Annotated in this window: 30 protein-coding genes and 4 tRNA genes; 11 read left to right on the forward strand and 23 right to left on the reverse strand. The window is 51.4% G+C overall.

Features of this window, described 5'->3' with window-relative positions:
* Window positions 1-35: 35 nt before the first annotated feature.
* Window positions 36-329 carry a DUF3055 domain-containing protein gene (locus ACKGJP_RS23195; RefSeq protein ID WP_409341170.1) on the reverse strand — a complete coding sequence of 98 codons (294 nt, stop codon included), beginning with the start codon at window positions 327-329 and terminating at the stop codon, window positions 36-38.
* A 200-nt stretch (window positions 330-529) separates the two neighbouring features.
* Here ACKGJP_RS23195 and ACKGJP_RS23200 point away from each other — a divergent pair, with 200 nt between their 5' ends.
* Window positions 530-949: a DUF1885 family protein gene (locus ACKGJP_RS23200; RefSeq protein ID WP_409341171.1), complete on the forward strand. Its 420-nt coding sequence runs from the start codon at window positions 530-532 to the stop codon at window positions 947-949.
* Window positions 950-1152: 203 nt separating this feature from the next.
* On the opposite strand, the gene ACKGJP_RS23205 is transcribed toward ACKGJP_RS23200, so the two are convergent.
* The 6 genes from ACKGJP_RS23205 to ACKGJP_RS23230 all read right to left on the reverse strand — a co-directional run bounded on the left by ACKGJP_RS23205 (window position 1153) and on the right by ACKGJP_RS23230 (window position 5942).
* Window positions 1153-1458: a DUF1292 domain-containing protein gene (locus tag ACKGJP_RS23205; protein ID WP_409341172.1), complete on the reverse strand. Its 306-nt coding sequence runs from the start codon at window positions 1456-1458 to the stop codon at window positions 1153-1155.
* A 101-nt stretch (window positions 1459-1559) separates the two neighbouring features.
* Complete coding sequence (locus ACKGJP_RS23210; protein WP_409341173.1) at window positions 1560-2054, reverse strand: hypothetical protein; 495 nt, start codon at window positions 2052-2054, stop codon at window positions 1560-1562.
* 23 nt (window positions 2055-2077) lie between these two features.
* Window positions 2078-2683 carry a stalk domain-containing protein gene (locus ACKGJP_RS23215; RefSeq protein WP_409341174.1) on the reverse strand — a complete coding sequence of 202 codons (606 nt, stop codon included), beginning with the start codon at window positions 2681-2683 and terminating at the stop codon, window positions 2078-2080.
* A 171-nt stretch (window positions 2684-2854) separates the two neighbouring features.
* Entirely contained in the window at window positions 2855-3781 is a 927-nt protein-coding gene (locus ACKGJP_RS23220; protein ID WP_409341175.1) for an alpha/beta hydrolase, read from the reverse strand.
* Between the two features lie 116 nt (window positions 3782-3897).
* A complete protein-coding gene (locus tag ACKGJP_RS23225) occupies window positions 3898-5517 on the reverse strand; it encodes a diguanylate cyclase domain-containing protein (protein WP_409341176.1) in 1620 nt (539 codons plus the stop codon).
* A 218-nt stretch (window positions 5518-5735) separates the two neighbouring features.
* Window positions 5736-5942, reverse strand: coding sequence for a hypothetical protein (locus ACKGJP_RS23230; RefSeq protein WP_409341177.1), 207 nt, complete (start codon window positions 5940-5942; stop codon window positions 5736-5738).
* 199 nt (window positions 5943-6141) lie between these two features.
* Here ACKGJP_RS23230 and ACKGJP_RS23235 point away from each other — a divergent pair, with 199 nt between their 5' ends.
* Window positions 6142-6891, forward strand: a complete 750-nt coding sequence (locus ACKGJP_RS23235; RefSeq protein ID WP_409341178.1) for an MBL fold metallo-hydrolase — start codon at window positions 6142-6144, stop codon at window positions 6889-6891.
* A gap of 102 nt (window positions 6892-6993) precedes the next feature.
* Here the strand turns inward: ACKGJP_RS23235 and ACKGJP_RS23240 are convergent, their stop codons facing one another.
* Together ACKGJP_RS23240 and ACKGJP_RS23245 are read right to left on the reverse strand one after the other, a co-directional pair.
* Window positions 6994-7230 (reverse strand): DUF3892 domain-containing protein, encoded by a 237-nt coding sequence (locus ACKGJP_RS23240; RefSeq protein ID WP_409341179.1) that lies wholly within the window; start codon window positions 7228-7230, stop codon window positions 6994-6996.
* Window positions 7231-7299: 69 nt separating this feature from the next.
* Complete coding sequence (locus tag ACKGJP_RS23245) at window positions 7300-7737, reverse strand: GNAT family N-acetyltransferase (RefSeq protein ID WP_409341180.1); 438 nt, start codon at window positions 7735-7737, stop codon at window positions 7300-7302.
* Window positions 7738-7837: 100 nt separating this feature from the next.
* Between ACKGJP_RS23245 and ACKGJP_RS23250 the strand changes: the two genes are divergently transcribed.
* On the forward strand, window positions 7838-8251 hold the full coding sequence (locus ACKGJP_RS23250) for a CBS domain-containing protein (RefSeq protein WP_409341181.1): 414 nt from the start codon (window positions 7838-7840) through the stop codon (window positions 8249-8251).
* A gap of 10 nt (window positions 8252-8261) precedes the next feature.
* Here the strand turns inward: ACKGJP_RS23250 and ACKGJP_RS23255 are convergent, their stop codons facing one another.
* Genes ACKGJP_RS23255 through ACKGJP_RS23270 form a run of 4 tightly spaced genes read right to left on the reverse strand, consistent with a single transcriptional unit; the run spans window position 8262 to window position 10916 of the window.
* A complete protein-coding gene (locus ACKGJP_RS23255) occupies window positions 8262-9485 on the reverse strand; it encodes an ArnT family glycosyltransferase (protein ID WP_409341182.1) in 1224 nt (407 codons plus the stop codon).
* A gap of 27 nt (window positions 9486-9512) precedes the next feature.
* Entirely contained in the window at window positions 9513-9857 is a 345-nt protein-coding gene (locus ACKGJP_RS23260) for an EamA family transporter (protein WP_409341183.1), read from the reverse strand.
* On the reverse strand, window positions 9832-10194 hold the full coding sequence (locus ACKGJP_RS23265) for a DUF2304 domain-containing protein (RefSeq protein WP_409341184.1): 363 nt from the start codon (window positions 10192-10194) through the stop codon (window positions 9832-9834). Before ACKGJP_RS23265 ends, ACKGJP_RS23260 begins: the two co-directional genes overlap by 26 nt.
* Complete coding sequence (locus tag ACKGJP_RS23270; protein WP_409341185.1) at window positions 10191-10916, reverse strand: glycosyltransferase family 2 protein; 726 nt, start codon at window positions 10914-10916, stop codon at window positions 10191-10193. Before ACKGJP_RS23270 ends, ACKGJP_RS23265 begins: the two co-directional genes overlap by 4 nt.
* Window positions 10917-11089: 173 nt before the next feature.
* Here ACKGJP_RS23270 and ACKGJP_RS23275 point away from each other — a divergent pair, with 173 nt between their 5' ends.
* Window positions 11090-12580, forward strand: coding sequence for a methyl-accepting chemotaxis protein (locus ACKGJP_RS23275; protein WP_409341186.1), 1491 nt, complete (start codon window positions 11090-11092; stop codon window positions 12578-12580).
* Between the two features lie 84 nt (window positions 12581-12664).
* On the opposite strand, the gene ACKGJP_RS23280 is transcribed toward ACKGJP_RS23275, so the two are convergent.
* From ACKGJP_RS23280 to ACKGJP_RS23320, 9 genes are all read right to left on the reverse strand, one after another.
* Window positions 12665-13846, reverse strand: a complete 1182-nt coding sequence (locus ACKGJP_RS23280; RefSeq protein WP_409341187.1) for a hypothetical protein — start codon at window positions 13844-13846, stop codon at window positions 12665-12667.
* Window positions 13847-14068: 222 nt separating this feature from the next.
* Window positions 14069-15265, reverse strand: coding sequence for an HD-GYP domain-containing protein (locus ACKGJP_RS23285; protein WP_409341188.1), 1197 nt, complete (start codon window positions 15263-15265; stop codon window positions 14069-14071).
* Between the two features lie 249 nt (window positions 15266-15514).
* A complete protein-coding gene (locus ACKGJP_RS23290; protein ID WP_409341189.1) occupies window positions 15515-16207 on the reverse strand; it encodes an N-acetylmuramoyl-L-alanine amidase family protein in 693 nt (230 codons plus the stop codon).
* Window positions 16208-16321: 114 nt separating this feature from the next.
* The gene (locus ACKGJP_RS23295) at window positions 16322-17095 is read right to left on the reverse strand and encodes an alpha/beta hydrolase (protein ID WP_409341190.1); all 774 of its coding nucleotides are present in this window, start codon (window positions 17093-17095) and stop codon (window positions 16322-16324) included.
* A 176-nt stretch (window positions 17096-17271) separates the two neighbouring features.
* The gene (locus tag ACKGJP_RS23300; RefSeq protein ID WP_409341191.1) at window positions 17272-17700 is read right to left on the reverse strand and encodes a cell wall hydrolase; all 429 of its coding nucleotides are present in this window, start codon (window positions 17698-17700) and stop codon (window positions 17272-17274) included.
* Window positions 17701-18187: 487 nt separating this feature from the next.
* A tRNA-Val gene (locus ACKGJP_RS23305) sits at window positions 18188-18263 on the reverse strand.
* Window positions 18264-18347: 84 nt separating this feature from the next.
* A tRNA-Thr gene (locus ACKGJP_RS23310) sits at window positions 18348-18424 on the reverse strand.
* A gap of 115 nt (window positions 18425-18539) precedes the next feature.
* Window positions 18540-19541: a Na+/H+ antiporter NhaC family protein gene (locus ACKGJP_RS23315; RefSeq protein ID WP_409341192.1), complete on the reverse strand. Its 1002-nt coding sequence runs from the start codon at window positions 19539-19541 to the stop codon at window positions 18540-18542.
* Window positions 19542-19546: 5 nt separating this feature from the next.
* Window positions 19547-19882, reverse strand: a complete 336-nt coding sequence (locus ACKGJP_RS23320; RefSeq protein ID WP_409341193.1) for a hypothetical protein — start codon at window positions 19880-19882, stop codon at window positions 19547-19549.
* A gap of 306 nt (window positions 19883-20188) precedes the next feature.
* On the opposite strand from ACKGJP_RS23320, the gene ACKGJP_RS23325 reads away from it, so the two are divergent.
* From ACKGJP_RS23325 to ACKGJP_RS23355, 7 genes are all read left to right on the forward strand, one after another.
* A complete protein-coding gene (locus ACKGJP_RS23325; RefSeq protein ID WP_409341194.1) occupies window positions 20189-21052 on the forward strand; it encodes a helix-turn-helix domain-containing protein in 864 nt (287 codons plus the stop codon).
* A gap of 50 nt (window positions 21053-21102) precedes the next feature.
* Window positions 21103-22017 (forward strand): S-layer homology domain-containing protein, encoded by a 915-nt coding sequence (locus ACKGJP_RS23330; RefSeq protein WP_409341195.1) that lies wholly within the window; start codon window positions 21103-21105, stop codon window positions 22015-22017.
* Between the two features lie 181 nt (window positions 22018-22198).
* On the forward strand, window positions 22199-23353 hold the full coding sequence (locus ACKGJP_RS23335) for a hypothetical protein (protein ID WP_409341196.1): 1155 nt from the start codon (window positions 22199-22201) through the stop codon (window positions 23351-23353).
* Window positions 23354-23431: 78 nt separating this feature from the next.
* Complete coding sequence (locus ACKGJP_RS23340) at window positions 23432-24406, forward strand: aldo/keto reductase (protein WP_409341197.1); 975 nt, start codon at window positions 23432-23434, stop codon at window positions 24404-24406.
* Between the two features lie 207 nt (window positions 24407-24613).
* Window positions 24614-24778: a hypothetical protein gene (locus ACKGJP_RS23345; RefSeq protein WP_409341198.1), complete on the forward strand. Its 165-nt coding sequence runs from the start codon at window positions 24614-24616 to the stop codon at window positions 24776-24778.
* 89 nt (window positions 24779-24867) lie between these two features.
* Window positions 24868-24944 (forward strand) — tRNA-Met (locus tag ACKGJP_RS23350).
* Between the two features lie 15 nt (window positions 24945-24959).
* A tRNA-Ile gene (locus ACKGJP_RS23355) sits at window positions 24960-25036 on the forward strand.
* Between the two features lie 110 nt (window positions 25037-25146).
* Here ACKGJP_RS23355 and ACKGJP_RS23360 read toward each other — a convergent pair.
* Window positions 25147-25695 carry a phosphatidylglycerophosphatase A gene (locus tag ACKGJP_RS23360; protein ID WP_409341199.1) on the reverse strand — a complete coding sequence of 183 codons (549 nt, stop codon included), beginning with the start codon at window positions 25693-25695 and terminating at the stop codon, window positions 25147-25149.
* Between the last annotated feature and the right edge of the window lie 19 nt (window positions 25696-25714).

Here is a 25714-nt window from a genome sequence, read left to right on the forward strand (position 1 = left end):
CGTTTAATGGCTCGTTTATGAGAGTAGAATGGGAATTAGTACTGTTCTTGCGTAGAGATAGCCGGCAGCCATTGCTGCAAAACCGCGCGAAGCGCCTCCGCTTGTTCCCGGCATTTAATGGAGAAAGACCTTTGCAGATGTTCGACATGATCGAGATCGTCTGCGGACAGTATTGCGGATTTACCCGTTTGCATACAGATGACGAGCGGCTTCCCGAAGAAATTGTCCGTATACATAATGGCTAGATCGAAGCGCTCATTCTCCGTTGCATATCCGATAAAGCTAACCTGCGCCTGCTCCGTCACGTCGTACATTCGTTCCAAGCTCATCTCGTTCAGCCTCCTGTCCTAAGTTATCAGAATATTTATACTATTTATCGTAACATACATTTTTCGAACGCACAACCCTTTTCGATAATAAAGGCTTGTATATTTTGCATTTATTGATAACTTTTTTTTATCAGATTGCCAAGCAATTTCTTAAATGCTATGATGGTCATGAACGAATACATAGGCGGGTGTTTATAGCTATGAGTCAAAGCGCTTACATTCAGTTTGTGGAAGGCTCGTCCGTCGCTTCCTTGACGCTCGATGAATTGAAGGATCATTTATTGCAGTACAAAGAACAGCTCGCCTTGACAGGCAAACAATTAGGCTGGGAATATGAAGAAGCAGGATTTCCGTACACGATCGAAACAAAGCCCGAGGGCGAAGGAAAATGGTTTTATTTAAAGGCAAACAGCCTGCGTTACAAATATATCGTCTTGGGCGTCGGCAGTAAAACGGAGAACGATTCCGTGAAGCATTTTGTCCAAATCGTGCTGCCTGACGATGCGACGCATGGCGATAAGGCCAAAGGCAATGAATTCAGCAAGCATCTTGCCAAGCAATTAAAAGCGGAGCTTACGCTTTTCAACGGCAGGACGATGTACTTTAACCCTAGAAAATAGCGGTTACCGTCAAACAAGGATAAACGCCTAACGGCGTCCTAAACGTTTTCGCAGAAAGCGACTTCGGAAGCATAAGCTTAGACGCCAAACGTTTACCGGGAAATCGAACAATCACCGAAGGGTAAGCTTTCTGAGAATTTGAAATACCCCCGGTCCAGATCGGTTATAAACCGACAGGATCGGGGGTATTTGTGTCAGGCGCATTATTGCTGTGCTTCTTCCTCGGCAATCCGGTTGTAAATTTCAACAACGCGTTCCCACTCTTGCTCGTCTTCGATGTTCGTCAGGTACGCTTCTCCGTCTTCTTCGTCAACGCGGAATATAACGCCGTCCGCATCCGGTTGATTCCGGTCAAGAAGCACCGCATATGCCTTGCTATCGCTCTCGAACGTATAGACAATGACCATTTCGCGCTCGACGCCGTCAGCGTCCGTGACGACAAATACATCGTCCTCGTGCTCATGATCATGTCCGCAGCCGCAGTCGTCATCATGTTTATGTTCGCTCATCGTAACCCCTCTTTTCGCTGGTATCTGCTAACTTAAGTATCGTACCACGCAGTCCGGCTTCGGTCAATTGACCGTATTCGCATAGAAAATGCCTGCGAAAATCAAGATCCTTGCGTAACGATGAGGCTAATGACCTTCTGGAGCCTGATGTACTCCGTCTTCTTGAGGTCCACCCGAAAGTAGGCGTATAAATATGCCGCTTCGATAAAGGACAGAGCGGGATAGCAAACGATTCCGTCATTCGTGAACGGATTATCCATGACGATCTGCCATTCCCCGGCTCTCTCCTCCTGAGGGATTTGCCCGAGCACGAATTCCTTCAGCTCGATTTGCTTTTCAAGCTTATTCCAGATCCCTTCCCACGCGGGACTGATCGATTCCGGCTGGGACACGATGCGCTTCCCCTTGGCTACGCAGTGCTTCATCTCGCCGATAAGCGTTTCATCGCACATCGTCAGTTTGCTTTTCAATTCATTCAGCAGTTCGCTGAATAAGGAGTATCCGCCTTGCTCGAACGTTTTTCGCAATTGTTCCGCATCGTCCTGCGTTTCCGCTTTTACGAGACGGTCCAAAGCATTTTCTAGCCCAAGCTTCATTCTTTTCTCCCTCACGTGTACGTTTATTCCGATAAAATACTTTTTTGGGAAACGACCGATTCGTTTCCGTCACCGTCGATAATCGCAAACTTCACCGCATAGTTCCCCTTCTCGGCAAACTTGATCTTGTAGTGAGCCGTGTACCAGAACGATTCCGCAGAGCCCGAGAGGGCGTCTTCCACGGTGCCTACCGTTTCTCCGCCGGGGCTTACGATCGTGATTTTGACTCGGTTCGCACTCGTCTTCAGATTGTCGATCTGCGCGAAGACGTCAAACGACCGGGTGATTCCGTAATCGACGATACTGAAAGGATTTTTCAAGGAATAGTTTTTGCCAACTTCTTCCGCAATAAACATATGAACGTTCGGTTTGTAAATGCTGGCCGTCTTCTTGTCGTTATCCCATTTGACGATCGCATCCAGCGAATTGGCTACTTGCCTCAAAGGGAGCAGCGTGGAGCCGTTCATGACGATTGCGGGAACGCTCCCTTCCTTCAATTCGGAATCGTTGACGTAAACTTTGGCTTTCTCGTACCCGTTATAAGTCCCCCACATCGAATCGGCAAAAACAGTTGCAGTGCAAAGCAGCATGAAGGCTACACATAGGATGATCAATCGTTTGGCCTGCATCGGTCACTAACCTCCGGAATGGTAAATTTGACATGCTGCCGCCCGGCTGCCGTCGGGCGCCTGCGGCTACATTGTCCTTGCATGGTTGCGGGAACCGCTTCGAAGAAGCCGATTTCGCAATTTCTTGCAAGTTTATACTCCGAATCGCTCATTTAGTTGCGAGGCTGACCTTCATTTTTGCAAAAACGTAAGCACTTTCTCCTCATACTGTTTCCCATACGTTTTATACGAGCCAACGTGAAGCGCGCCGGACGTTTTCCAAAACTCGAACGTATTCTTATGCTTTGCCCACATCGCTTCGCTGTTCGTGTACGGTATCTTGTTGTCGTCGGCGCTATGAATGAACAGCACGTGCCTGGAAGCCAGCGCATCCACCGCGCTCAGCGCGTCCACTTGATCGGGATCGATCCCCGTTACCGGCGGGATCATCGCCATAATAAGCGGCGTAAACGGGAATTCCGGCAAGTGCGACCATACCGACAAATTGTCTTCCAAATATACCTTCAAGTGATTGAACGGGCTGTCCGCGATCACATGCGACACGGACGGTTCTTCGGCTGCCGCCAAAAGCGCCGTCGTCGCCCCCATCGAGAAGCCGACGATATCAATCTTGCCGGGTGCGTTAGCTTTCGCCCAATCGATCGCGCCAAGCAAATCGAATTTCTCGAATTGGCCTACGGATGTCAAATTACCGCCGGATTCGCCGGAATTCCGGTAATCGAACATGACGACTCTATATCCCGCATCGACGAGCGATTTGGCGAGCGGCAGAGCAGGGACATCGTCCTGCAGCCGGTTTTTCGTATAGCCGTGCGAGAAAATGACCGTACCTGCCGGATCTCCTGCGGGCGTCAATTCCCATCCTTTTAACGTAACGTCCTTCTTCCTGCTCGGAAATTCGATCGACTTAAACGGGATTCCGACGCTTTCCGGCGTAGTCGATAACGCCTGCTTGGCCGGATGCGACAAGCTCCATCCCACATAGCCCGATATTCCCACGGAACCGAGAACAAGCACCAGCAGCACGATGATTGCCGACCGCCCCGTTCTCCTGCGCCAACGAGCTGCCGGTCTTCTTTCCAGCTTGGTAACAACCATACGATCACAAACCTTTCCAGCCGCTAAGATGTGATGATTATATCACAAAAGCCCTTATCCGGCCTTCTCGTATTCATCAGGCTTGTCTTTTGCCGCAAGGACGGGCGGCGTCAGCGTCAATCCTTGGATTCGTAGAACCGGTACCCGTTCTTGCCCTGCTCCTTCACGGAATACATCGCCATATCGGCCTTGCTCATCAGCGAATCCGCCTCGTCCCCATCATCCGGATACAAACTGATGCCGATGCTTGCCGATACGGTCAAATTGACGCCCTCCACGGCAAACGGCGTCAAGAAACCACGCAGCAGTTTATCCGCTACATGCGAAGCCGCATGCCGCCCCGGCAGCTCGGGAAGAATGACGCTAAACTCGTCGCCGTCTACGCGCGCCACCGTATCGGTTTCGCGCAAGCATTCGGTCAGCCGTTCCGCCACCTGCTGCAGCAGCAAATCGCCGATTCGGTGGCCGCTTGTTTCATTGATTTTCTTGAACCCGTCGAGATCGATCAGCAAGAGCCCCAGCATGACTTGCTGCTTCTCCGCTCCGGCTATAGCCTCGCCAAGCCTTTCGTGAAACAAGAAGCGGTTGGGCGCTCCGGTCAGCGCGTCATAGTAAGCCCGACGCTGCAAATGGCCCTCGATCGCCTCCTGCTTCCGCATAATATCGCCGTAGGCTTCGGCCATCCGATTGTATGCGGTCTCAACTTCCTTCAGCTCGTCATCCGTACCTAGATTGATCCGGCTCCACATATGCCCCGAGGCAACCTCCAGCGAAGTACGCCGCAGGGCGAACACCGCGTGGACGACCGAAATGTAAAAGCCGATAAACAACAGTACCATGACAGCTACCGCCGCTCCCATGACGAGCAGAGCCAAAATCTTTTTTAACCCTTCATCATGGATTTGCTTGGAAAGCCGCTTATCCAACAATACGCTGATTGCATCATAAAAATCGTTGCCGGAAGCCATTGCGCGAAAGCTTTGATCCCCAATCGCCTGCTCCGCATTCGCGGATGCGTTCCCGGAAGCCAGAATGTCCGATTTCAGAAGCTCGAGCAACGCTTCGGTATCTGTGCGAAAACGCTTATATTCGGTTTCCAGCACTTGCCGGTAGCCAGTTGAAACGGCATCGGGATGTTCCATCGACCGCTTGATGAATTCGTGAGACTCCAAGATCGATTTCACCTGCATGCGAATTTGTCCGCGCAGCTCGGTTGTTGCCGAAGAGACCGATAAATCCGCCGTCATGCCGGCAGTTCTTGCCGCACGGTCGATCTGGCCGATCATCGGAACAAGCCGGTCGATCAGCGCTTGAGCCAGAAAACTCGTAATCGAATTATGATCGGAACGGATACCGGAGTTATCCGCAACAATCAGCATCAGCTTATTGATATCGGACAACAGGCTGTTCATCCGCTCGGAACGTTCCCTCTGAACGTCCGACTCCCCCATGTTCTGGATTTGCACCCACTCGTCTGAGAGGGCTTTAAGGAACGGGGAAGCAAAGAACGGATCGCCAAGTTTGTGGTTCTCGTCGATGATCGATTGAATGCTGTCGGTTATTTGCTTCTGCTTGAGCAAGACATTCGATTCCGTCTGCTGTCCGGTCGCCTGTATCCTGTAGGAGCGATAGCTCCTCAGGTCGCCCGACAGCCGATTCAGCTCGTGATGAAACCGCATCCCGCTTCGCTCCAAGCTAACCAGCTCGATCTTCTCTTCGTAATGATGTGCGATCATGTACATGCTAACTCCAAAAGGAAGCAACAGAATTACGCCAATCAGCGCAAATTTGTACGGGTACTTCAAGCGGTTCATCAATCTGACAAAAGGCGCTATTAAAAAGGCCACGCTCGTAAAACCCTCCCCGGACGATCCGACAGTTTCTACACCCTGTCATTATTCGACTGCAAATGTTGGAAATCCTGCCGAATCGTTCCGAAAAGCTTCTAATTTCTTTATTTATACGCTTTGCCCTTCGTCAATACGCAAGGCACGCCGTAGCCGACCGATCCCGGCGCCCGCATCCGCTCCATGTATCGGATGCCTCTCGGGCACCGCTGCTTGCAAGCCTCGCATGTCTCCGATGTCACGATCTTCATGTTAAATTTATTTCGATCGATTGACGAAACCTCTTTTTTCTTGCCCGTTTTCCCTTTGCTCATCCTGCGATCCCGCCTTCCATGAATACGTCTCCGTACCATACGATATGTGGAGAAAGCCCAAAAGGTACATATTCGACGCGAGCGGATTTTCGGAAGAAACGAAGGTTTTTTTACAACATTGCCTTTCGTTTTGCGATAGATAATGATAAATTAGTAGAGAGTTGCCAAGTTTCCTGTTCTGAATTGCGGGAGGAGCTACATGGATATATCGCTCGTTATGCTCGGCACGGGAAGTGCCTTTGCCAAAACGTTCTACAATAATAACGCCTTGGTTGCCTGCAACGACTACAAGCTGCTGCTGGACTGCGGGCATACGGCGCCAAGAGCGCTTCACGAACTGAATATCGGGCTGGACGCCATCGACGGCATCTTTATTTCCCATATGCACGCGGATCACATCGGCGGCTTGGAAGAAGTCGCCTTCCGGTCCATGTACACGTATAAGAGAAAGCTTTCGCTTTTCTTGCCCGAAACCTTGATCGAACCGCTATGGGAGCATTCACTGAAAGGCACCCTCGAAAACAGGGACGATCAAATTTACAAGCTGGACGATTACTTTCGGATCGTTCCGCTTCGCGAGGCAAATCCGATAACCGTTACCGATGGCTTTACGCTCGAAATCGTTCCCACCATACATATTCCGGGCAAGCCCAGCTATGGCGTATTTCTGAACGAATTCGTCTACTACAGTGCGGATGCCGTGCTCGATATCGGAACGCTTGAACGATTGCGCGACCGCGGATGCCGTCATATTTTGCACGAGTGCCAGCTTCATCCTCCGGGGTATGTGCATGCTACTCTTGAAAGCCTGCTAGAAATGCCGGAAGATTTGCAGCGGATGACTTACTTGATGCATTATGACGACGATATGGAGACGTTTGCCGGTCGGACGGGTCATATGACCTTTATTAAGCAGCATGAAGCGTATATGTTTATGAAGAAGCAATAGCGGCTTGTACGTTACAGTTGCTTGAAACGCCAAGAACCCCCGCTTTGCATAAACTGCAAAGAACGGGGGTTCTTTCGGGACATTCGCCTTGCTTGCCCCATTTTAGAAAGTAGGCAGATTGTCCAGGTTGTTGCTGGGGTCTCCGTCCGCATCGCCGCGGATGTAGGTGTCCCCGTCTCTTCCTTTAAAAGCGTTGACGCCTTGAATGGCGCCGTTCTGTACTTCCTGAAGGGCCGCTCCGTAATCGAGCACGCGTCCCGTGTTCGTTTGGAAGGCGGTAATGTCCCCGTCGCCGTTTTTTTGTACGGCAACGAACGTTTCCCGAGATGGATTTTGCATAATTCTCACGCTCCTCCCGGCTAGCATGCCCCGTTCATCCAAAAATATGCATCCGGCGACAAGCAAGGATTATAGATCCTTTTTCATGCGTACATGCCAAATTCCGGCATCGAGAAAGGGCGTTTCCGATACGGTCTCATAGCCGAGCTTCCGGTAAAAGGATTCCGCCTGGCATTGCGCGTCCAGAACGGCAGCTTTCGCATTCGCAGCTTTCGCATCGCGCTCCAGCGCTTCGATGACCGCTTTGCCGAGACCATGACCTCTAAAATCGGACAGCACGGCTATCCTCTGAAGCTTTGCGGCTCCTTCTTCATAAGGCCGCCATCTGCCGGTTGCAACCGGTTTTCCGTCGATTCGTATTAGGTAATGACGGCAAGCGTCATGCTCTGCGTCAAACGCATCGACCTCTTCGTCCGCAGGAACGTTCTGCTCATGCACGAAGACGGCAAACCGGATTGAGAGGCATTCGTCCAGCTGTTTACGGTTCGTTACGGTAATGATCTCCATGGACTGCACCTGCCTTTTCGGTTACACTAGCATTTTGTTCGACAATCGAAATGTCCTAAGACTTCCTTTTACAATATCGCGACAAAGGAGTTCATGCAACATGAACATCGCTTTTTTTCTTTTCCCGAAGCAAGAGGTCGTATGTCTGGCCCCTCAATCGACTCTCCGCCAAGCGCTGGAACGGATGGAATATCACCGCTATACGGCGGTTCCGATACTGAATCAAGACGGCACCTATTTCGGAACGGTAACCGAAGGCGATCTGCTCTGGTTTCTCAAGAATAACAGCGAAGACATCAACTTCGAGAACGCGCATCGCCATAGTCTCGAAGAAATTCCTCTGCGCATTCATAACAAGCCCGTACGGATCGATGCCAACATGGAGGATCTGATCAGCCTGGTGAAAGCTCAGAACTTCGTGCCCGTCATCGACGATTCGAATAATTTCATCGGCATCGTGCGCCGGAGCGACATCATCGAGTACTGTGCCGGACAACTGCTGAAGGAAGCTTGATTCTTTCAGCTCAGCCGAAACGTTTGACCCGTAACCGGATGTGCTCCATGAAGGCAAACAGGTACCGTATCAGAACGACTGCAGCGTGGGCGGTGCCGAGCATCAAGAACGGCAGCATGCCGTAGGCGTAACGGTCGACCGGAATGAAAAGCAAGTGAACGCCGCAGACGATCGCAAACGACACCGCGAGAAAGGCATAAGCCCTGCTCCTTACTCCCATAATCGGAAGAAGCGCCAGTCCTGCATACACAATGATGAAATGCAGCTTGTTTAACGCATAATAATACCATTCCGGTACATAGAAAGGATACGGTCCTACCCACAGTCTACGGAAGAAATACGTAAATTTGCCTACCGTCATCCATTTAAGCCAAAGCAGGGGCTGCTCGATCAGTCCCTGCTTTATTCTGCGCAAGCCCTCCGCCATTTGATCGCTTTCGTCGATGGCCGTCCAGTCGATCGTTCCCCGGAAATACGGATCCGTACCGCCCAGAAACGGATTGCCCGCTTCTCCTTTGGCAATGAATATGAATTCGTGGAACGTCAGCCAATTGCGCACCCACCACGGCAGCATAACGAGCGCGAACGCAGCGGCAGCCTGTAAGCCGTAAACCAGCGCTTTCTTGCGATGGCTCGTGAACCACAAGAACAGATAGGGAACGACGGCAAGCGGCAGCACGTTGGGCCTTATGAGAACGGTGATCCCGAGCAGCAAACCGAACCAGAGATGATCGGTCTTGCGGTTTTCCTGGATGATTCTTACCTGCACATAGACCATAGCCATAAGACTGCTCAAGAACGGCACTTCCGTTAGAATCAGCGCCGTCGACCATACGTATGAAGGATAGACGGCCGCGAAAAGAGCAGCGAGCAAGCCCGCAGCCGGCTGGAACAGCCTTGCGCCCGTCATATACAGAAACCAGATTGCGGGCAAACAAAGGAAGCACTGCAGCACGCGGATAACGGTCAGCGCGGGTTCAAGCGGCTCATAGCCGACCAGCCCGTATATAACGGCCAAAAACATCGGCAGCCCCGGCGTGACCAAAGTATTCGGCTCCGTATCCCGGTAAGCGTAAATCCCCTTTTCCAGCAGTTGAATCGCCAGCTTTGTGTACTCCAGCTGATCCCACGCGATCGGCTCGTGATAGGCCGTTAAGACGTAATGCAGCCTTATCAGGCAAGCGAATGCAAGAATAACCCCTATCGCCCACCGATGATGGAAAGAATGGTTCATACGAATCCTCCTTAATCCATAAATCTATCAAGCTCTCGCCAGCAAAAAGGCGCCTCCCACGACGAAAAGCAGCCCGAGCCACTGCGTGGACGAGAACGATTCTTTGAACAATACGATTCCGGAGCATGCGCCAATCACATACGCCATGGATTGAAGCGGGTAAACCCGGCTTAACGCATACCGGCTGAGTGCGTAAAACCAAATGACCGTAGCGAGCGCAAACAAGAAACAGCCGAGCATCATCGCCGGCTGCATAAGGACGGGCACGAGCTGACTGGGGGCCGTAAGAGGGCGCCGCAGAAGCGCCAGCTTCCACAGCACCTGCCCGGCTGCGAGCAGCAAGACGTTAAGAAGAACGATCAGAACGGCCATCTTGATCCTCCCCTAGCGAAGCTTGAAGCAGCGCCAGCTCTTGAATCAGCCGGGTTACCTTGCGGTGCAGCCTGGAAATCACCATCGTCACATGCATGATAAGCAACAGCGCAAAAGCCGAGCCGATCAAAAAAAGCAGCGACGGGGCATAGTAGATGCCAAGCAGCCCGGCAACGGCTTGCAGAACCGTAGGAAACAGGCTGAGCAGCACCATGACGAGACCTAGGCCCAGCCACAGCAGCGCATATCTCTCCGCAATTTTTTGCCGCCGAATCAATTCCACCGTAATGAAGACGAAGGCCAAACAAAAAACGATCGATACCGAATAAATTGTCATCGCATTTCCCCCGAATCGCGAAACCTCGTCATGACGACGGCCAGCGACACTTTGAACATGTAATAGAGAGACTTCCAAGGCGTGATTGACGAACGGCCGGCAGCCCGCCGGTGCATGAGAACCGACATTTCAGAAATGCCCAGCCCTCTGCGGGCAAGCATCACGACCGCTTCCACCTCCGGATAATCATCCGGATAATGTTCCGCGAACAAGCCGATTACTTTACGGTTGGCCGCCCGAAACCCCGAGGTCGGATCCGTTACCCGCACGCCGGTCATCCATTGCACCATCCACGAGAAGAAAAAGATGCCGAAACGCCGCGATACCGAGCTTTGATACGCCGTTTTGCGCAAAAAGCGGGAACCGATGCAGCAGTCGCACCTGCCCGCTTCCACCTCCTGCACGATTGCGCTGAGCTCGCCTGGATCATGCTGGCCGTCGCCGTCAATTTGCACTGCAATATCGTAGCCGTTCCGCTTGGCGTACATATAGCCGGTTTGCATAGCCCCGCCGATACCGAGATTAAGCGGCAAATCGATAACGGTAGCCATCCCCGTCCGTCTTGCCTGCTCGCCGGTCCGGTCCGTCGAGCCGTCGTTGACGACTACAATATCAATGGACGGGTGGGCGTTCTTTACGCCGAGAATGACCTGTTCGATGCTGCCTTGCTCATTGTAAGCAGGAATGATGACAAGCGCTCTCAAGCAAGCTCCTCTTTTCATGATGAGATAGTCAGACTCTTACTTGTATGCCCGTTCCCGCTGCCGGATAAACGTCAGTCCGCAGTCGCGCCGTTTGACGACATTTGTCGAATTGCCGCATTACAACATCATAGGAAGAATGTTATGATAGAGGAAAAAGTTACCGAAAAAGATTCGCTAAAAGGGGATTCCTCATGAACCGTGCCGACATTATGTTTAAACGAAACAAACTTTTGGTCAATATTGTGTGGGCGCTGCTAGCGCTCGGTCTTGTCGTGGACATCATCACCGCCGTTCCTAAGGAAGCCGTGATCGTCCTCATCATTGCGGGACTTGCAACTTGCGTGCTCATGACCGTTCTCACCTATCGCCGCATATTCGAAAACCAGATCATGTACCTGATCTCCTTATCCCTTTCCATGCTCACCTTCCTTTTGGTCGATTCCAGTCCGGCCTTGACCACATATTTTCTCGTCTATCTCAACATGGCGATCGCCATGCTGTATACGAACTATCGCGCGGTCCTTTTCTCCGGCATTTCCGCCATCGCACTGACGAACGTGTTTTTTTTCGTGCCGAAATATTATGACGCCATGTTTGCACCCCTTCAGGAGGTCAGCTTTTTCACCCCGAATCTATATGTCGTTATGACGCTAGCAGCCCTGGTAGCAGCGGGACGATTCGGAGAGAAGCTCCAGCTTGAAGTTCTGGAGAAGCAAGAAGCCGCTTTGCAGGCCAAACAGCGTGCGGAAGACATGCTTACTCATGTCAAGCAAGCCGTCGATCAATTGAACGCCTTCAGCATCACGCTGAAAGGGAATGTGACGACCGCAGGGGCCATCTCGCACGAGGTAACCCATACGTTCGCCGAAATCGCGACAAGCGTCGAAACGCAAACGCGCAGCATCGGAGAGATCAGCGAATCGATACATGAGGTTGAGCAAGTCGTCGGAACGGTGTCCGGCGGGTCTTCACAAATGAGCGCCGTCGCCGTAGAAACGTCGACGCTTGCTCGTTCGGGCAACGAACAGGTCGCCACGCTGTCCGAGCAGGTCGAACGGCTCCACTCGATCATCCATACGACAGTAAGGCTCATGGAAGATCTCGATACACAGAATCAGCAAATCGGCGAAATCGTTCAAACGATTAACGCCATATCCACCCAAACGAATCTGCTAGCGCTTAATGCCGCTATCGAAGCGGCACGCGCTGGCGAGCACGGGAAAGGGTTTGCGGTCGTTTCGGGCGAGGTTCGCAAGCTGGCGGAGGGCTCACGTCAATCGACCGAGCAGATAACGGTCATCTTGGAGAGCATTCAGCAGAAAACGTCCGAGGTTTCCGAGCAAGTATGGCTCGGACGCGATGCGATTAACTACAGCCGCGAGGCAGCCGTTCAAGTAGGATCGATGATCCGGAACGTCGCGGGCAACGCCGCGCATACCGAACAGCAATCGTCGCTCGTAAGATCCTCCGCGGAGCAGATGGAGCAAGCCTACCGGACGATTACGGACGAAATGTTGACGATTGCCGGCATCACCGAACAAAACATGGCTTCCGTGCAAGAAATAACGGCGAGCATGGAAACGCAGGACGGGAAAATCAGCGATATCGTCGAAAGCTATCTTCAGCTGGAGCAATTGATCAACAGCCTGCAAGCTTTGATCGATCGCGAAAGGAAGCAGTAACGTTTGTAGGCATACCAAAAAGAGGCGGGACCCTATGCAATCGTGTTGCTTAGAGTCCCGCCTCTTTTTTGGCGAGTAGCTAGGTTAACCTCCGCGTGCTCGGGATTCCTTCCTTCTGGCATAAACGAACAGTCCGGCAAACAAGACCAGCTGTGCGAGAAAAACCACCCCGTCCCAAAAGAAAATGCTCCCCGCCGGTTCCTTCAATTGCCGAAACGAGTTCACGGTTGCAACGAACAACTGCGGAAGCAAATAAACGATCAGGATGGCTCCGCTGACAAACAAACCGGCTGCGTAGAACACGCCGTACCATTTTACGGCCTTTTGCTCGCCCGGGTATAAGACAGCCCCATCCTTTGAGCGCATAAACGGTATGAAGCCGCTAAGCCAGTTGCGGCTGTTTTCGAGCAGAAGACTATTTCCCGTCGCTTGCTCGAGCACGTAATACAAATCGGTTTTCATGAAAAACAAACACTGAAACATCATATTTAAAATGACCGCGTAGATAACGATCGTTAGCAGTCCGGATGCGGTCCCGGTCAGGTCATGCGCGGAAAGCTTCCAAACGAGAATGGAGAACAATACGAAATGATCGAAGCACAAGCCCGCCAGCAAAGGTAAAAAGCGCCGCCGCTTCGGCAATCCCCATATCCCGTTCATCTCCGTTTCCAGCACGATAAAAAACAACCGGTAGCCTATTCCGATACGGGCAGGCAATCCCTCGGCACGAACCGCCAAAAAGTGTCCAAGCTCGTGAAACAACAGCAAGAGCAAAGAAACCGCCATCCAAACGAGCATGTTCGCGGTCATGGAAGGAAACACAAACCAGTCCGTATACCGGGGAAACAGACCCGGAAACGCAATCAACAACGCGATGTTCGCAGCAAATAGGAAGCCGAACAGGGTCTGCGTGATGCGATTAAATACCAATCTTGCAAAGCGGACAGGGATCCAGCTCAATTGCCCTTCTCCCGCCGTTCCGGTTTCCGTGCGTTCGATCTTACGTCCGTCCATTTCCTTTACCAGTCCGAATTCCATCAATTGCTCTACGAAGGAAGTCATATCGACTTCTTCCTCCGGATATTTTCTCCTTAATACCTCTTCAATCCGGTTTAAGGGCATTCCTTCTTCAAGCATATGGATCGCATCGATGCAAATGGGAGGCATTTCATAAAAATCGCCGCTATGCGGGTCCTCTACCGTAAACAGAGCTCCGTTCGGACGAATGTGCAGCGTATGCAGCCGGATTGACGTCATTGAGGTCATGGTGTCAGCCGTCCCCCGTTCTCTTTCATCTATATCCCTATTTGAGCGGCAAGCCGCTTGGAAGCAGCTGGACCGCAAACATTTGTCAACATGCAAAAGGATGCCTGTTAAGGCATCCTTTTGCCGAATGATTCCGTTTCAATCAACGAGGTGCCCAGAAACACCACCAGCAGGTAGTTTTGATCTTTTGCAATTTACGGATCTTCACATGGATCACCCCCTTCATGAAGTTTCAGCTTGTTCGAAAGCATGCATGTCCGGCCGTCGCTCGAAACTCGATGCCAGTTCTATCCAAACAGGATATATTTCTTTGAACACATTTACCAAAAACGGATCGAACTGCTTCCCGCTGCCTTGGCAAATTCGCTCATATGCAACGTCGGAAGGCAATGCGGGCCGGTACGAACGGTGCGTCGTAATCGCGTCGTAGGCGTCCGCTATCGTCGTGATGCGCGCCAGCAAGGGGATGTCCCGTTCTTTCAGCTGCTCGGGGTATCCTTTGCCGTCCCAACGCTCATGATGATATTTGATGACGTCCGCGCTCCATTGCAAGCCGTCGATCCCTTTGAGCGCTTCTACCCCTACGCACGGATGGGTCTTGATGACTTCATATTCCTCTTCGGTCAAGCTCGTGGGCTTGGTTAGAATATGATCGGGAATATTCACTTTCCCCACATCGTGCAGCAAACAGGAATAATAAAAGGAGTTTAGCTCTTCTTCGGAGTATAGGTTTAATTTCCGGGCAAGCAAAAGCGAGTAGTGCGCGACTCGTTCGCTGTGTCCCCTCGTATAAGGATCCTTAAGCTCCAATATGGCGACGATCCCTTTCACGATGCTGTCGATCTGCTTGCTGTAGGAAGCCGTAATCGACTTGACATACCCTTCGAAAATATTCAGCAGCAGGTACGCTACGACGGAAAGAGCGATAATAAGCGCGATCGGTACGAGCACCAACGGATATTGAATGCCTATGCCGACGATGGCGTACTTGAGCGCCATTCCGCATGAAACGGTCCAGAAGAACCGCTTGTTCACGAATATCGGCGTAAACAGGACAAGAAACAATTCGATAATATTACCGCCATGATATTGTTCCGCATTACCGTAATAATGGACGATTTCCGCTATCACGCTAAGGCAGACATAAACGTACAAATACATGTATTTGACCGTCTGAGGCTTATCGATTCTCATGAGGTAGAGGGCGATCGGCAACAAGCAGAGCAGGAGTCCGTTTAGCCATATCCCGCTGAAGCTGCTGACTATCCCGAGCCTAGGAATGCCTCCGGTCATGACCGGAAGAATCAGGTTGTAGACGATATCGTAGCCGATGCTGATTAAGTAGAACAAGGATAGAAACAGTCGCGTCGCCCGCCGTTCTTCCCCGATCAAAGCGGTGCTTAAGAACCCTTTTTGCATGAAAGCCTCCGGATTATGTTAGTAACTGTCATTATGTCACGGCGTTTGTGGACTTTCTTACCAGAAAAGATTCGACGAAAACGCTACCAATTCCTTCTTTTGCTGTATTTATTGGTTCTGTAGATATAGACAGCAGTAAATAATCGGTAGTTTCACGCATGAATCAAAAAAACTAAAAAAAATTAAAGTACAAAAAAAATGGCGCCGGGTAAGCGGCGTCATAAACGGCTGCCAATGGGGGATTGACTATTATTGCTCGGGTTGACCCGATGCTTTGCGCAGCTCGTTCGCAAGCCGGTGAATTTCTTCTTTATCCTCGTCCGAGCCGACAAAATACCATAGCGGCGATAAAAACGTATCGATCAGCTTATTGGCATCCTCCGGTTTCAGCATAGCCTCTTCCACCCCCGTTATCAGGTCGTAGTGGCGCTGCACCGTATCGACCGCATCCTGCCACGATTTTCCCCATTTGTTCAAATAGGCAATCGGGTCCATGTGCGTCGTTCCGCCTAGCCATCTGGTTACATCGGCATGTGCCCAAAGCGTACCCGAACCGTCGCTGGATGCGGAGTCAACCGGTAATTTACGTTCGCTCAGAAAAAAAGCGGCACGTTGACACCACATATCGAAGGACTTGTCGAAATCGCTTTGCGATTTGGCAACACACAGCTCCAGATGGACGAATCTCTGGTTCGCCGGGGAACCTGCGCCATACGCCAAATAATGAGGATCGGCAACCTGTAGAATCACGTTCGGATCGATAAATTCATGAACAAAAGCATTATCGTAATTCGTAGCCATATAGGCGCGCTCGTTCCACGCCGTACTATTCGAGTTGTCCGTATAATGCATGACAACCCCTTCCCACTTGCCTACGCCCAACCTGTATGCGATCTTGGGCAAGCCGGTAACCCAAACCGAATTGACCGGATAAAGCCCCACTCCGCCTCACCCCTTCTGTGCGTTTCCGGACTCCACGATGCCGGATCATTACAGAATATTCCTTTGGGACAAAGCTGGCATAGGGCTTATGCAGTAGTTCGGCAGAAATGGGGCTTATGTCCGAAGCGGAAGCCACTCCAGCACTCTTTTGATTTTCGCGTCCCAGTAGCCCCATTCGTGCGTCCCCGGTTCTTCCTCGTAGGTTAGGGGAAGAAAAAGCTTCTTCGCGTGCTCGCGGAACTGCGCATTCTCGGCATATAGGAAATCTTCCGTGCCGCAGCATTGATAAAGAAGCGGCGAAGAAACCTGCGTATTGCCTGCCGTTTTTTCCGCAAGCGCGATCAGATCGTTCTCGCTGCCGGCAAACTGCTCCTTGGAGCCGAATATGAGCCGAGCCTCATGCGGACGCGTTTCGAACAGCCAATCCGTAAGCAAAGCGCCAGATAAGCTCGCGGCCGCCGCAAATCGCTCCGGGTGGCTTAACGCCATCTTAAAGGCTCCGTATCCGCCCATCGACAAGCCGGCGACAAAATTATCCTCGCGCTTGTCCGACAGCGGGAAGAACGATCTCGCCAGCTTCGGCAGCTCTTCGCTGATGAAAGTCCAATATTGAGGACCCGTAACCATATTGGCATAGTAGCTCCGGTTCACGGCAGGCATCACGACTGCGATACCAAGACCGGACACATAGCGTTCGATCGAGGTTCTGCGCATCCAGATCGTATGGTCGTCCGACATTCCGTGCAGCAGGTATAAAGTCGGATGCTTGCCTTCGCCGGCCTTGCCGTTCATTCCGATCTGCTGAGACGTGCGCTGAGGTAAAATGACATTCATGGAGACAGCCAGGCCTAGCGTCTCCGAAGCAAAGTCGCATTGTATAAAGGCCACAAAAAAAGCCCCTTCCGGAGTTATAGTCGAAAAGCTCCTTCTATTATAGCAGATTTATCCTGCTAGCCCATAGCTTTCTTGTGCCGGAGGCTCACTCGGCGCTTGGCTAATCCGGTTTTACTCTATGTAGAAAAAAAAGCAGGCCCTGTGCAAGGATGCATAAAGCCTGCCGCATTTTAGTACGTGTTGTAGATGCTGTCGCATTCGCCGGCTCTTGGCTCGAAGAAGCAATGCTTCTTAAATCTGCCGACAAGAGGCTGATTGTACCAGGTCGGCGGACAATCACCCTCAGGCCTGAAATACCAGAGACTGAATTTTGACGGCCACAAGCGTTCCCCGTTTACCGCCCGTCTGGCCAAACGCCTGTCTCTATCCCTTGGTCTTTGATAAAAGTAACCGTGCTGGACGGCTTCGAACGCATGCTCCTGGTAAATCATTTGCGGAATCGTGCGGATATTTTTGAAGTCCGAGCAGTTCCCGATGATCCGGTTGATGCCCACGTTTCCGACCATCATCATCCCTTGTTCCCCTTCGCCCTCCGCTTCCGCGCGCAGCAGTCTCGCAAGCAGGTCGATATCGGAATCCCTTGCCTTTACAACAGCCATGATCTCACCTCTGTAGGTTTATATTCTTAAGGTATTGATACAATGGGCCGGGAGTGACTGCCTACTCGTATTTTTTGCGAAAACACTTTGATTGCCGAATCGGATGGAGGTTACAATTGAACCTTTTTTTGGTAAAATCATACGTATGGCAAGGAGGGAGTACGATTAGAAAAAAAGTGATTATTCCGTCTCTAGCATTGATTATTTTTATTTTACTGCCGTCGGTTTCGCCCGACTTATCCGTAAGAAGAGTTATATTCTTCAGGGGAAATCCCATTGAAGCCTTCACGGTACCTATCAAGAAGGGCAAGATTAACGAAAACGGAAATCAGCTCTATAACGTTCTAGATTATCATTATTGTTGTGTGTACGTACGAAAATCTATTTTAGGGTATTTCGTCACAGAGATGGGAACCGGCCCTTGACTTCTTTATCGGACAAAAAAAGAAAACCCCTTATCCATCAAGGGGTTTTAGCGTTTAAGTTATGGTGACCTGGGCCGGGTTCGAACCGACGACCCCTACCCTGTCAAGATAGTGCTCTCCCAGCTGAGCTACCAGGTCATGTTTTGCAGCAACGTGTTCAATCTTACCAAGTCTTTCATTCTTTGTCAACTACTTTTTTCTTTATTTACCTAGTTGAAAAAGTGGTGCCGTCGAGAGGACTTGAACCCCCAACCTACTGATTACGATTCAGTTGCTCTACCAAGTTGAGCTACGGCGGCAAGCCGAACATTTGTTTGCTATCGAACTGGTGTCGACAGTTATTTACTTTATCAGGGTTGTACCGCTTTGTCAACAACTATTTCATATTTTCCTTTTATCCAGCTTCCTCATGGTTCATGCCTTACGCAGCGCCTTGCTTTCCGTGCGTCCTTTGACTGCGCTCACCGCCAACGTCAACAACGGAAGGATCCACAAAAATACGGCGAACGGCACATAGCCTTCTACCGGTACGCCGACAATGGTGCCGCATAGGATGGCAAGCATATTCCACGGAACCATGGCGGCAAATACCAGGCTCGTATCCGCGACGACGCGTGCCAGTTGCTGTTTGCCGAAGGATTTGGACCAAATGGGCTGCAGCGCGCTTCCGCTCATCATGATCGGCAGCGTTTGCGTACAGGATACCAAACCTAGTCCCAGCCCGAACAGTCCCGAGCGCAGCGTCAAGCTTGCCATCGTTTCGGATCGGCCGATCCATCGTTCAATGTACGGTTGAAGCAGCCTATTTTCCTCCAGAATCCCGTTATATGCTCCCGCAAGCGCTATAAGCACAACCAGCCCCGCCATCTGCCATAAGCCATTGGTTTGAAGGGACGGCAGCTCGGCTGCGCCGTACCCGCTCCACAGCATGTCCAGCCACTGCGGAAGGGAAATCGCTTGCAGCCATGTCCCTATCCCGATACTTGCCCCTATAGACAGCATAAATGCATATTTGGTTCTCATCCGGAACAAAATCGCAGCGACAAGCACCAAAGGAGGAACCAACAGCAGCGGATGATAGCGGAAATAGCCGGCGAAGGAAACCGTTTCCGGCGCTCCCCCGCCCTTTCCCGTCCAACCGGCAAAAGCATCGAGACATGCATAAAACAGCAATGTGCATAGAATGGCAGCCGCCGTCGTCAGACGCAGCGCTTTCCACAACGAAGCGGTGCCGATTCCGGCCGAGGAAGCGACCAATTGATGAGCGCTTGAGAATGGCGAGGTCCGATCCCCGATGAACGCTCCGGATACGAGCGCGCCTGCGGCGGCAGGCAGCGGAATGCCGAGAAGAGCTGCCGTTCCCATTAGCGGGATGCCTACGGCGCTAAGCGTTCCCGTCGAAGTCCCTAAGATCATGGAAATCAGTGCGGCAAAAAGAAATGCGCTGACGAGAAATGATCGGGATCCAGCAGTTTGAGACCCGTTTCTATCATAAAGGGAATCGTACCGCTCGCCGTCCATGCCGGAATCAGCAGCCCGACAAGAACCAAAATCCAAACGACACCCAGCGTGCCGGAAACGCCTCTCCGCATACTTCCCAGCAGGTCAATCGGCTTCGCCACGTTCTTCCATACCCGTGCGTAAAGCGCCGCCAAGCCGAATGCGAAGCCTGACGCAAGCGGCATTCCAAGCCCGTACGCCGCGGCCAGGCCGCCGAGCGTTACTCCTAATACCGCCAACAGCTGCTTTGATGTCATCGTGGTTGTCCTTCCTTCCCGCAAACGGCGATACATGCAGCCCGATTCGATCAAATCTGCGAGCCACAAACCATTTTATCAGAATCGGTGTCAAGGATAAACGCCTTTCGGCGTCCTTTTCGTGCCGCGCGTTTGCCGAGTAATGAAGCAATCATAGAGGATAGACTTTCCGACATTTCAAAAAAACCTGCAACCAACCGCTTATTTTGCAGCCCGGATATTGCATTTCTTGCAATTTTGATTTTAACTGAACATATTCCTATACGATGCGAGCATATAACGATATTGCTTCAAGGAGAGACCCGAATGGAATCGGCTAAAAGACGTCATGTATATTTTCCGACATTATCCGAACCCACGCTCTTTTGTTTTCCCGAATCGGTGGGCAGATACAGCGATTTTCCCGAGCATCACGTCATCAGGCAGCCAGGCGCTCTAAACAGCTTTAGCATCCATGTCGTTGTGGAGGGCTCCGGGTTCGTAGAGGAAGAAGGAACGGAGCGGCTCCTTACGGCCGGCGACACCTTTCTTTATTTTCCGGATGACGAGCAGCGCTACTACAGCAGCAAGAACGACCCTTGGGACGTGCGCTGGATCCATTTTTACGGCACCAAGCTAAGGGAGCTGCTCATCGAAGGCGGCTTCCATCGCTCCACCATTTGGACACTCAAAAGAAGCGCGGAATGGGAACAATGGCATCAGACGCTGCTGGAGGAAGCCGAGCAGCACAAGCTGCTCCATGCTACCCGCTTATCGACGATGACCTACGGGCTGATCGCCGAATTCATGAGTCAAGCCATTCCCCTAACGCCTAACAAAGGATCGGAGGTGACGGACCGCATCGCCCAACTGCTGCCGTTAATCCAGCAGCAGGCTCATTTGCCGTTCGAGCTTTCGGAGTGGGCGGCGAAGGCCGGGGTCAGCGTCTATTATTTTTGCAGGCTGTTCCGAAAGCTGACGCAGATGACGCCGATGGAATTCGTGACCCTCTGCAGGCTGCAAAGGGCGAAACAGCTGCTTCTGGAGAAAATCGACTGGCCGGTTAAGCAAATATCCGCCTTATCGGGCTATTCGAACCCCAGTTACTTCAACAAACGCTTTTTAGAGCAGGAAGGAATGACGCCAACCGAATACAGAGCCGCACGACTCGAAAAAATGAGCGAAGAATAAGCAACATTATAGAGTCGTTCACCGTCAAGAAGGACGGAGGTGTTCAAGTAATGATATTACCCAAAATAAAACTATTGCTCCCCTTGTTAGTCGCCTTGCTCCTATTGCCTGCGGCCGGCTCCGCCTTCGCGTTCAACGATTTGAACGGAAATCCCGCGAAAGCAGCCATCGAACAGCTGGAACGGGACGGTATCGTAAGCGGCGTTGACGAGCACTCGTTCAAACCGAACGAATCCATGACGAATGCCCAAGCCGTTCATCTCATCGTCAAAGGCATGAAGCTGAATATCGATCATATCCGGTTCATTAAGGAACCGCTTGCCGGCGACTACTTCACGAACGTCCCTAACGACGCATGGTATGCTCAATCGTTCATCGTGGCGCAGTTGAACGGATTGCCGCTCGCGAAAGATATCGATCCAAGCAAGCCGATCACGCGGGAGCTCTTTGCCGATTTGTTGTTTCATGCCCTTCTTAAGACCGGAGATTATGCCTTCATCGAGTTGTTCGTCGTTATGAAAGACGGCGACGAGGTTACGGAAGGACGAATGGAAAGCATTCAGAAGCTGCTAATTGCCAAAATAGCAAAGCTTGACGAGAACGGGAAGTTTTATCCTCAGAAAGCCGTTACCCGCGGCGAGGCAGCAGCGATGCTCCATGCCGCAATCGTTTTCGTAAAGGAGCATTCGACCATGAATCAACCGGATCCGGAGCATACCGTAACGGTATCGAGCGAGAAAGTGAACGACGAGGTTAATAAAGTTACGCTGTCATGGGGAACAAGGCCGAACCCGGGCTACCGGTTAACGATCGACGGCATCGCATTCACAGGGAATGAAGCCGTGATCAGTTACAGTTTGCATACGCCGGAGCCGGGCCGGATGTATCCGCAGGTAATAACGGAAGCGAAGGCGTCCACATTTGTAGCCTCTTCGTACAACGTAACGATTAAACAAGCACAATAATATTTCTGATTCTTTACGTGTAAAGACGATCGTCGACCCTCGCCCATGCGAAATCGAATGATCGTCTTTCTTTGTGTACATAGTTTTTCCGGAGCAGCAAAAACTGTATGTGTTAAACTTCCCTGCAGCATGCGCGCAGCCGTTAAACCATACGCTTTTAGGCGAGACTTTGGAGGATGCTATGTGTAAAAATCGGCATTTTACGTTTATCGGCCTTCGTCTGTTTATGGGCGCGATTGTTTTGGCAGCCTTTGTCATCTTCGGTTTGCCGGCAGTCGTTCATGGCGAAAAAGAACCCGTTAAACCGCTAAGCATTACCGTGCGGACTTCCCCTGAAGCAGCTTTCGAAACGCGACTCGATATTTATTCCGCCAAGCTGTCTAAATCCGTTTCTGCGCTTGAACCGATTGAACTTAACCGCAGCGAAGACAGCGACGTCGAAATCGGTTGGATCGATGCTGCAGGACGAAAAAGAACATACGTTCTCGCTGAGAACGGGGAATTAGTAGATAAGCAAGCCGGCCAGGTTATGCTGCCGACGCCGCAGCTTCGCGAACAGCTGAAACGTTCTGCCGAACAGCTAAGAGCGGTGCACTATGGCAAACTGGTCCCTTGGGAGCAAGCGAAGCAGATCGTCGCCAAAAAAGATATCGTCACCGTCGTGGATCTCGAGACGGGACTTCGTTTCCGCGCCCAGCGAAGAGCCGGCAGCAGCCATGCGGACGTTCAGCCCGTCACGAAGGAAGATACGCGGATCATGAAGCAAATCTATGGGGGTGCCTGGAGCTGGAATCGCCGGGCCATACTCGTCTTGAAGGACCGCGAGCGGATCGCCGGATCGATGCACGGGATGCCGCACGGCGGAGACGGAATTCCCGACAACGAGTTCAGCGGACATTTTTGCATTCATTTTCAAAACAGCGTCACGCACGGTTCAGGCAGTCTCGATCCCGCGCATCAATTAATGGTGATGAAAGCGGCAGGCATGTTGCGCACATACTTGGCCGAACGAAGTCCTTATGAGCTTGTTGATCTGTTTATGAGCGCACTGAACCAGCATGACCGGCATACCGCTTCCTTGATGCTGGCGCCCGAAGCCCGAGATCGGTTTAGCGCCGAAGGGAATGACGATCCATCCATCGAGTCGATTCACCGTTTGACGCCGCCTGTGCGATCAGCGGACAGCTCCGCTCTCGTTGATCTCGAAATACCGATAAAAACGGTCGTTACCCTGCATAACCGGCAGAAAGTCAAGCGTACGCTACGTTTTATCCTGAAACGCAAGGCTGTGAATGAAGCGTGGAAAATCGAACGGATTGACAATATACCTGATTGATGTACGATGGAAGCAGGCAATAGGTCACTTGAAGGAAATGGGATGTCGTGAGAGAAATTATGCGGGAGGCGGTTCGTCTTGGAATTCAATGAAATGCGTTATGCCAATATGCCCTACCGGCAGTGCGGCAAATGGGGCTTGAAGCTTCCTGTCATTTCACTAGGAGGCTGGCAAACGGTCGGCGGCTACGAAGCGGAGAAGGAAGCGAAGCGCTGTTTTTATGCGGCTTTTAACGCAGGCATTACCCACTTCGATTTTGCGAACAACTACGGTACGCCGCCGGGGAACGGGGAAATCATCGGAGGCAAAATCCTGAAGCATTTGCCGCGGGACGAAATTATTATTTCCAGCAAAGCAAGCTATCTGATGTGGCCGGGACCTTATGGCGAATGGGGCAGCCGCAAGTCGATCATCGCATCTTGCGATCAAAGCCTAAAGCGGATGGGCGTCGACTATTTCGATATTTTTTACATACACCGCTTTGATCCGAATACGCCGCTCGAAGAAACGCACGGCGCCCTGGAAACGCTTATTCAGCAAGGTAAAGTGCTGTACGGCGGCGTGTCCAACTACTCGCCCGAAACTACGGAAGCGAGCATCAAGCTTAAGGATAAGAAAAACTGGTTTCCCCTCACGATCCACCAGCCCGTCTATAATCTGCTTCGGCGCGAAATGGAAGACGGCCTGCTCAAAAGCGCAGCCAAGCACGGCTACGGCTTAATTGCTTTCAGCCCGCTTGCGCAAGGCCTGCTTACCGACAAATATTTGGAGGGCGTGCCTAAAGAATCCCGCTTCGGCAAGCAAGGCAAGGAGCAAATCGACGATTTGCAGCTGCGTAAAATTAAAGCCTTTCATGAGCTAGCGGCAGAGCGCGATCAATCGCTAGCCCAAATGTCGCTGGCGTGGATTTTAAGGCATAAGGAAGTTACCTCCGTCCTTACCGCCGTCTCGAAGCTTAGTCAGCTGGAAGACAGTTTGAAGACCTTGCAAAACTTATCGTTCACGGCGGATGAGCTTGCCCGTATCGATGATATTAGCGGCTGGAACGAATAGTTTTGTTTCCAAGGAGGCGTCTTTTGATGCCGTGCGTTTGCCGAGACGATGAGCAATCAGCGGAGATCACCTTTCTGAATCGTTCAAATAAACCTTCTTTCGTCGTGAAGACGCGAGAAGGTTTTTGCGTTTACACGGGGCGAAATATTGGTAACAAACCGAAAAATTGGATATCCTAGTAACGAACAAATAAAGCGAGGTGCGATCATGAACTGGGTATACTGGTCCAAGCTGTATGACAGCAAATTTCAGGCAGGCTGTCTTGCGAAGCGAATGGAAGAGGATTGGTGGATTTACGGCTATGAGTGCCCCAACTCGGTTGAAGTCTATAAATCGCGAAAAGGACGATTCGGCGTCCGTTATTTGTTATAAAGTGTATGTAAATTTTATTCTTGACTTTCTCTTTGAGAATGTTGTATAGTTATTTTTGCCGCTAACAACCAAGTAGTCGGTACGAATGGCGCGGGGTGGAGCAGCCCGGTAGCTCGTCGGGCTCATAACCCGAAGGCCGCAGGTTCAAATCCTGCCCCCGCAACCAAAATTTCCTACATAAGGGCCCTTAGCTCAGTTGGTTAGAGCGGTCGGCTCATAACCGATTGGTCGGGGGTTCGAGTCCCTCAGGGCCCACCATCAGTGTGGAAATGCCTTCAAAAGATAAACACCTTTATCGCTAGGTTGCGAGAAAGGTGTTTTTTAGTGCTTTTCAAGTCCGCCTCTCGGACTCCTCTAGGCGCCATGCTTCAGCCCGCGCTTGCTTCACTTCCGGGTTCGCCTAATGCCGCCTCACGCTCTTCCTTATCCCGCTGCTTATGGGCAATTCTGCTGGATGCCGACGCCGCGATGCTGGCTACAAGATCGTCCAAAAACGTGTGTACGCCGTTCCCGACCTTCGTATCGAGGGTTTGAATGATACCGATTTTATGCTTATCGAGATGCCCGAACGTCGTTACCGCAATACTGCCATAGCCGAGAACGGAACCCAGTGCAAGCGTTTCGTCGCAACCGAACAAACCTTCGTCGCTCTCTACGAGAGATTGAAGCGGCTCGGACAGCATATTTTTCTCCGCCAGTATATCGAGTTCGATTCCCACAAGGAGTGCATGCTGCAGTTCTCTCTTCTCGAGTACGGCATTCACGCTTTCAATACAGGATTCCAGCTTCAGATGGGGGTTGTAAGGGGATTGCATTTGAAACACGATATGAGCGATGTCTTCGATCGCCACGCCTCGTTCGCTTAATTTTCGAAGGACCGCCGATTTTACCTCGTTGCTGTGCACTTTGCGTTTCATCCCAATCTCCCCTTTCGAA

Source organism: Paenibacillus litoralis, assembly GCF_046244365.1.
In the GTDB taxonomy this organism is placed as follows: Bacteria; Bacillota; Bacilli; order Paenibacillales; family NBRC-103111; genus Paenibacillus_V.

Excerpts from the sequence above, each read along its gene's own strand:
- ACKGJP_RS23195 (WP_409341170.1), bottom strand. The coding sequence starts at position 329 with ATGAGCTTGGAACGAATGTACGACGTGACGGAGCAGGCGCAGGTTAGC.
- ACKGJP_RS23200 (WP_409341171.1), top strand. The coding sequence starts at position 530 with ATGAGTCAAAGCGCTTACATTCAGTTTGTGGAAGGCTCGTCCGTCGCT.
- ACKGJP_RS23205 (WP_409341172.1), bottom strand. The coding sequence starts at position 1,458 with ATGAGCGAACATAAACATGATGACGACTGCGGCTGCGGACATGATCAT.
- ACKGJP_RS23210 (WP_409341173.1), bottom strand. The coding sequence starts at position 2,054 with ATGAAGCTTGGGCTAGAAAATGCTTTGGACCGTCTCGTAAAAGCGGAA.
- ACKGJP_RS23215 (WP_409341174.1), bottom strand. The coding sequence starts at position 2,683 with ATGCAGGCCAAACGATTGATCATCCTATGTGTAGCCTTCATGCTGCTT.
- ACKGJP_RS23220 (WP_409341175.1), bottom strand. The coding sequence starts at position 3,781 with ATGGTTGTTACCAAGCTGGAAAGAAGACCGGCAGCTCGTTGGCGCAGG.
- ACKGJP_RS23225 (WP_409341176.1), bottom strand. The coding sequence starts at position 5,517 with ATGATCGCACATCATTACGAAGAGAAGATCGAGCTGGTTAGCTTGGAG.
- ACKGJP_RS23230 (WP_409341177.1), bottom strand. The coding sequence starts at position 5,942 with ATGAGCAAAGGGAAAACGGGCAAGAAAAAAGAGGTTTCGTCAATCGAT.
- ACKGJP_RS23235 (WP_409341178.1), top strand. The coding sequence starts at position 6,142 with ATGGATATATCGCTCGTTATGCTCGGCACGGGAAGTGCCTTTGCCAAA.
- ACKGJP_RS23240 (WP_409341179.1), bottom strand. The coding sequence starts at position 7,230 with ATGCAAAATCCATCTCGGGAAACGTTCGTTGCCGTACAAAAAAACGGC.
- ACKGJP_RS23245 (WP_409341180.1), bottom strand. The coding sequence starts at position 7,737 with ATGGAGATCATTACCGTAACGAACCGTAAACAGCTGGACGAATGCCTC.
- ACKGJP_RS23250 (WP_409341181.1), top strand. The coding sequence starts at position 7,838 with ATGAACATCGCTTTTTTTCTTTTCCCGAAGCAAGAGGTCGTATGTCTG.
- ACKGJP_RS23255 (WP_409341182.1), bottom strand. The coding sequence starts at position 9,485 with ATGAACCATTCTTTCCATCATCGGTGGGCGATAGGGGTTATTCTTGCA.
- ACKGJP_RS23260 (WP_409341183.1), bottom strand. The coding sequence starts at position 9,857 with ATGGCCGTTCTGATCGTTCTTCTTAACGTCTTGCTGCTCGCAGCCGGG.
- ACKGJP_RS23265 (WP_409341184.1), bottom strand. The coding sequence starts at position 10,194 with ATGACAATTTATTCGGTATCGATCGTTTTTTGTTTGGCCTTCGTCTTC.
- ACKGJP_RS23270 (WP_409341185.1), bottom strand. The coding sequence starts at position 10,916 with ATGAAAAGAGGAGCTTGCTTGAGAGCGCTTGTCATCATTCCTGCTTAC.
- ACKGJP_RS23275 (WP_409341186.1), top strand. The coding sequence starts at position 11,090 with ATGAACCGTGCCGACATTATGTTTAAACGAAACAAACTTTTGGTCAAT.
- ACKGJP_RS23280 (WP_409341187.1), bottom strand. The coding sequence starts at position 13,846 with ATGACCTCAATGACGTCAATCCGGCTGCATACGCTGCACATTCGTCCG.
- ACKGJP_RS23285 (WP_409341188.1), bottom strand. The coding sequence starts at position 15,265 with ATGCAAAAAGGGTTCTTAAGCACCGCTTTGATCGGGGAAGAACGGCGG.
- ACKGJP_RS23300 (WP_409341191.1), bottom strand. The coding sequence starts at position 17,700 with ATGGCTGTTGTAAAGGCAAGGGATTCCGATATCGACCTGCTTGCGAGA.
- ACKGJP_RS23315 (WP_409341192.1), bottom strand. The coding sequence starts at position 19,541 with ATGATCTTAGGGACTTCGACGGGAACGCTTAGCGCCGTAGGCATCCCG.
- ACKGJP_RS23320 (WP_409341193.1), bottom strand. The coding sequence starts at position 19,882 with ATGACATCAAAGCAGCTGTTGGCGGTATTAGGAGTAACGCTCGGCGGC.
- ACKGJP_RS23325 (WP_409341194.1), top strand. The coding sequence starts at position 20,189 with ATGGAATCGGCTAAAAGACGTCATGTATATTTTCCGACATTATCCGAA.
- ACKGJP_RS23330 (WP_409341195.1), top strand. The coding sequence starts at position 21,103 with ATGATATTACCCAAAATAAAACTATTGCTCCCCTTGTTAGTCGCCTTG.
- ACKGJP_RS23335 (WP_409341196.1), top strand. The coding sequence starts at position 22,199 with ATGTGTAAAAATCGGCATTTTACGTTTATCGGCCTTCGTCTGTTTATG.
- ACKGJP_RS23345 (WP_409341198.1), top strand. The coding sequence starts at position 24,614 with ATGAACTGGGTATACTGGTCCAAGCTGTATGACAGCAAATTTCAGGCA.
- ACKGJP_RS23360 (WP_409341199.1), bottom strand. The coding sequence starts at position 25,695 with ATGAAACGCAAAGTGCACAGCAACGAGGTAAAATCGGCGGTCCTTCGA.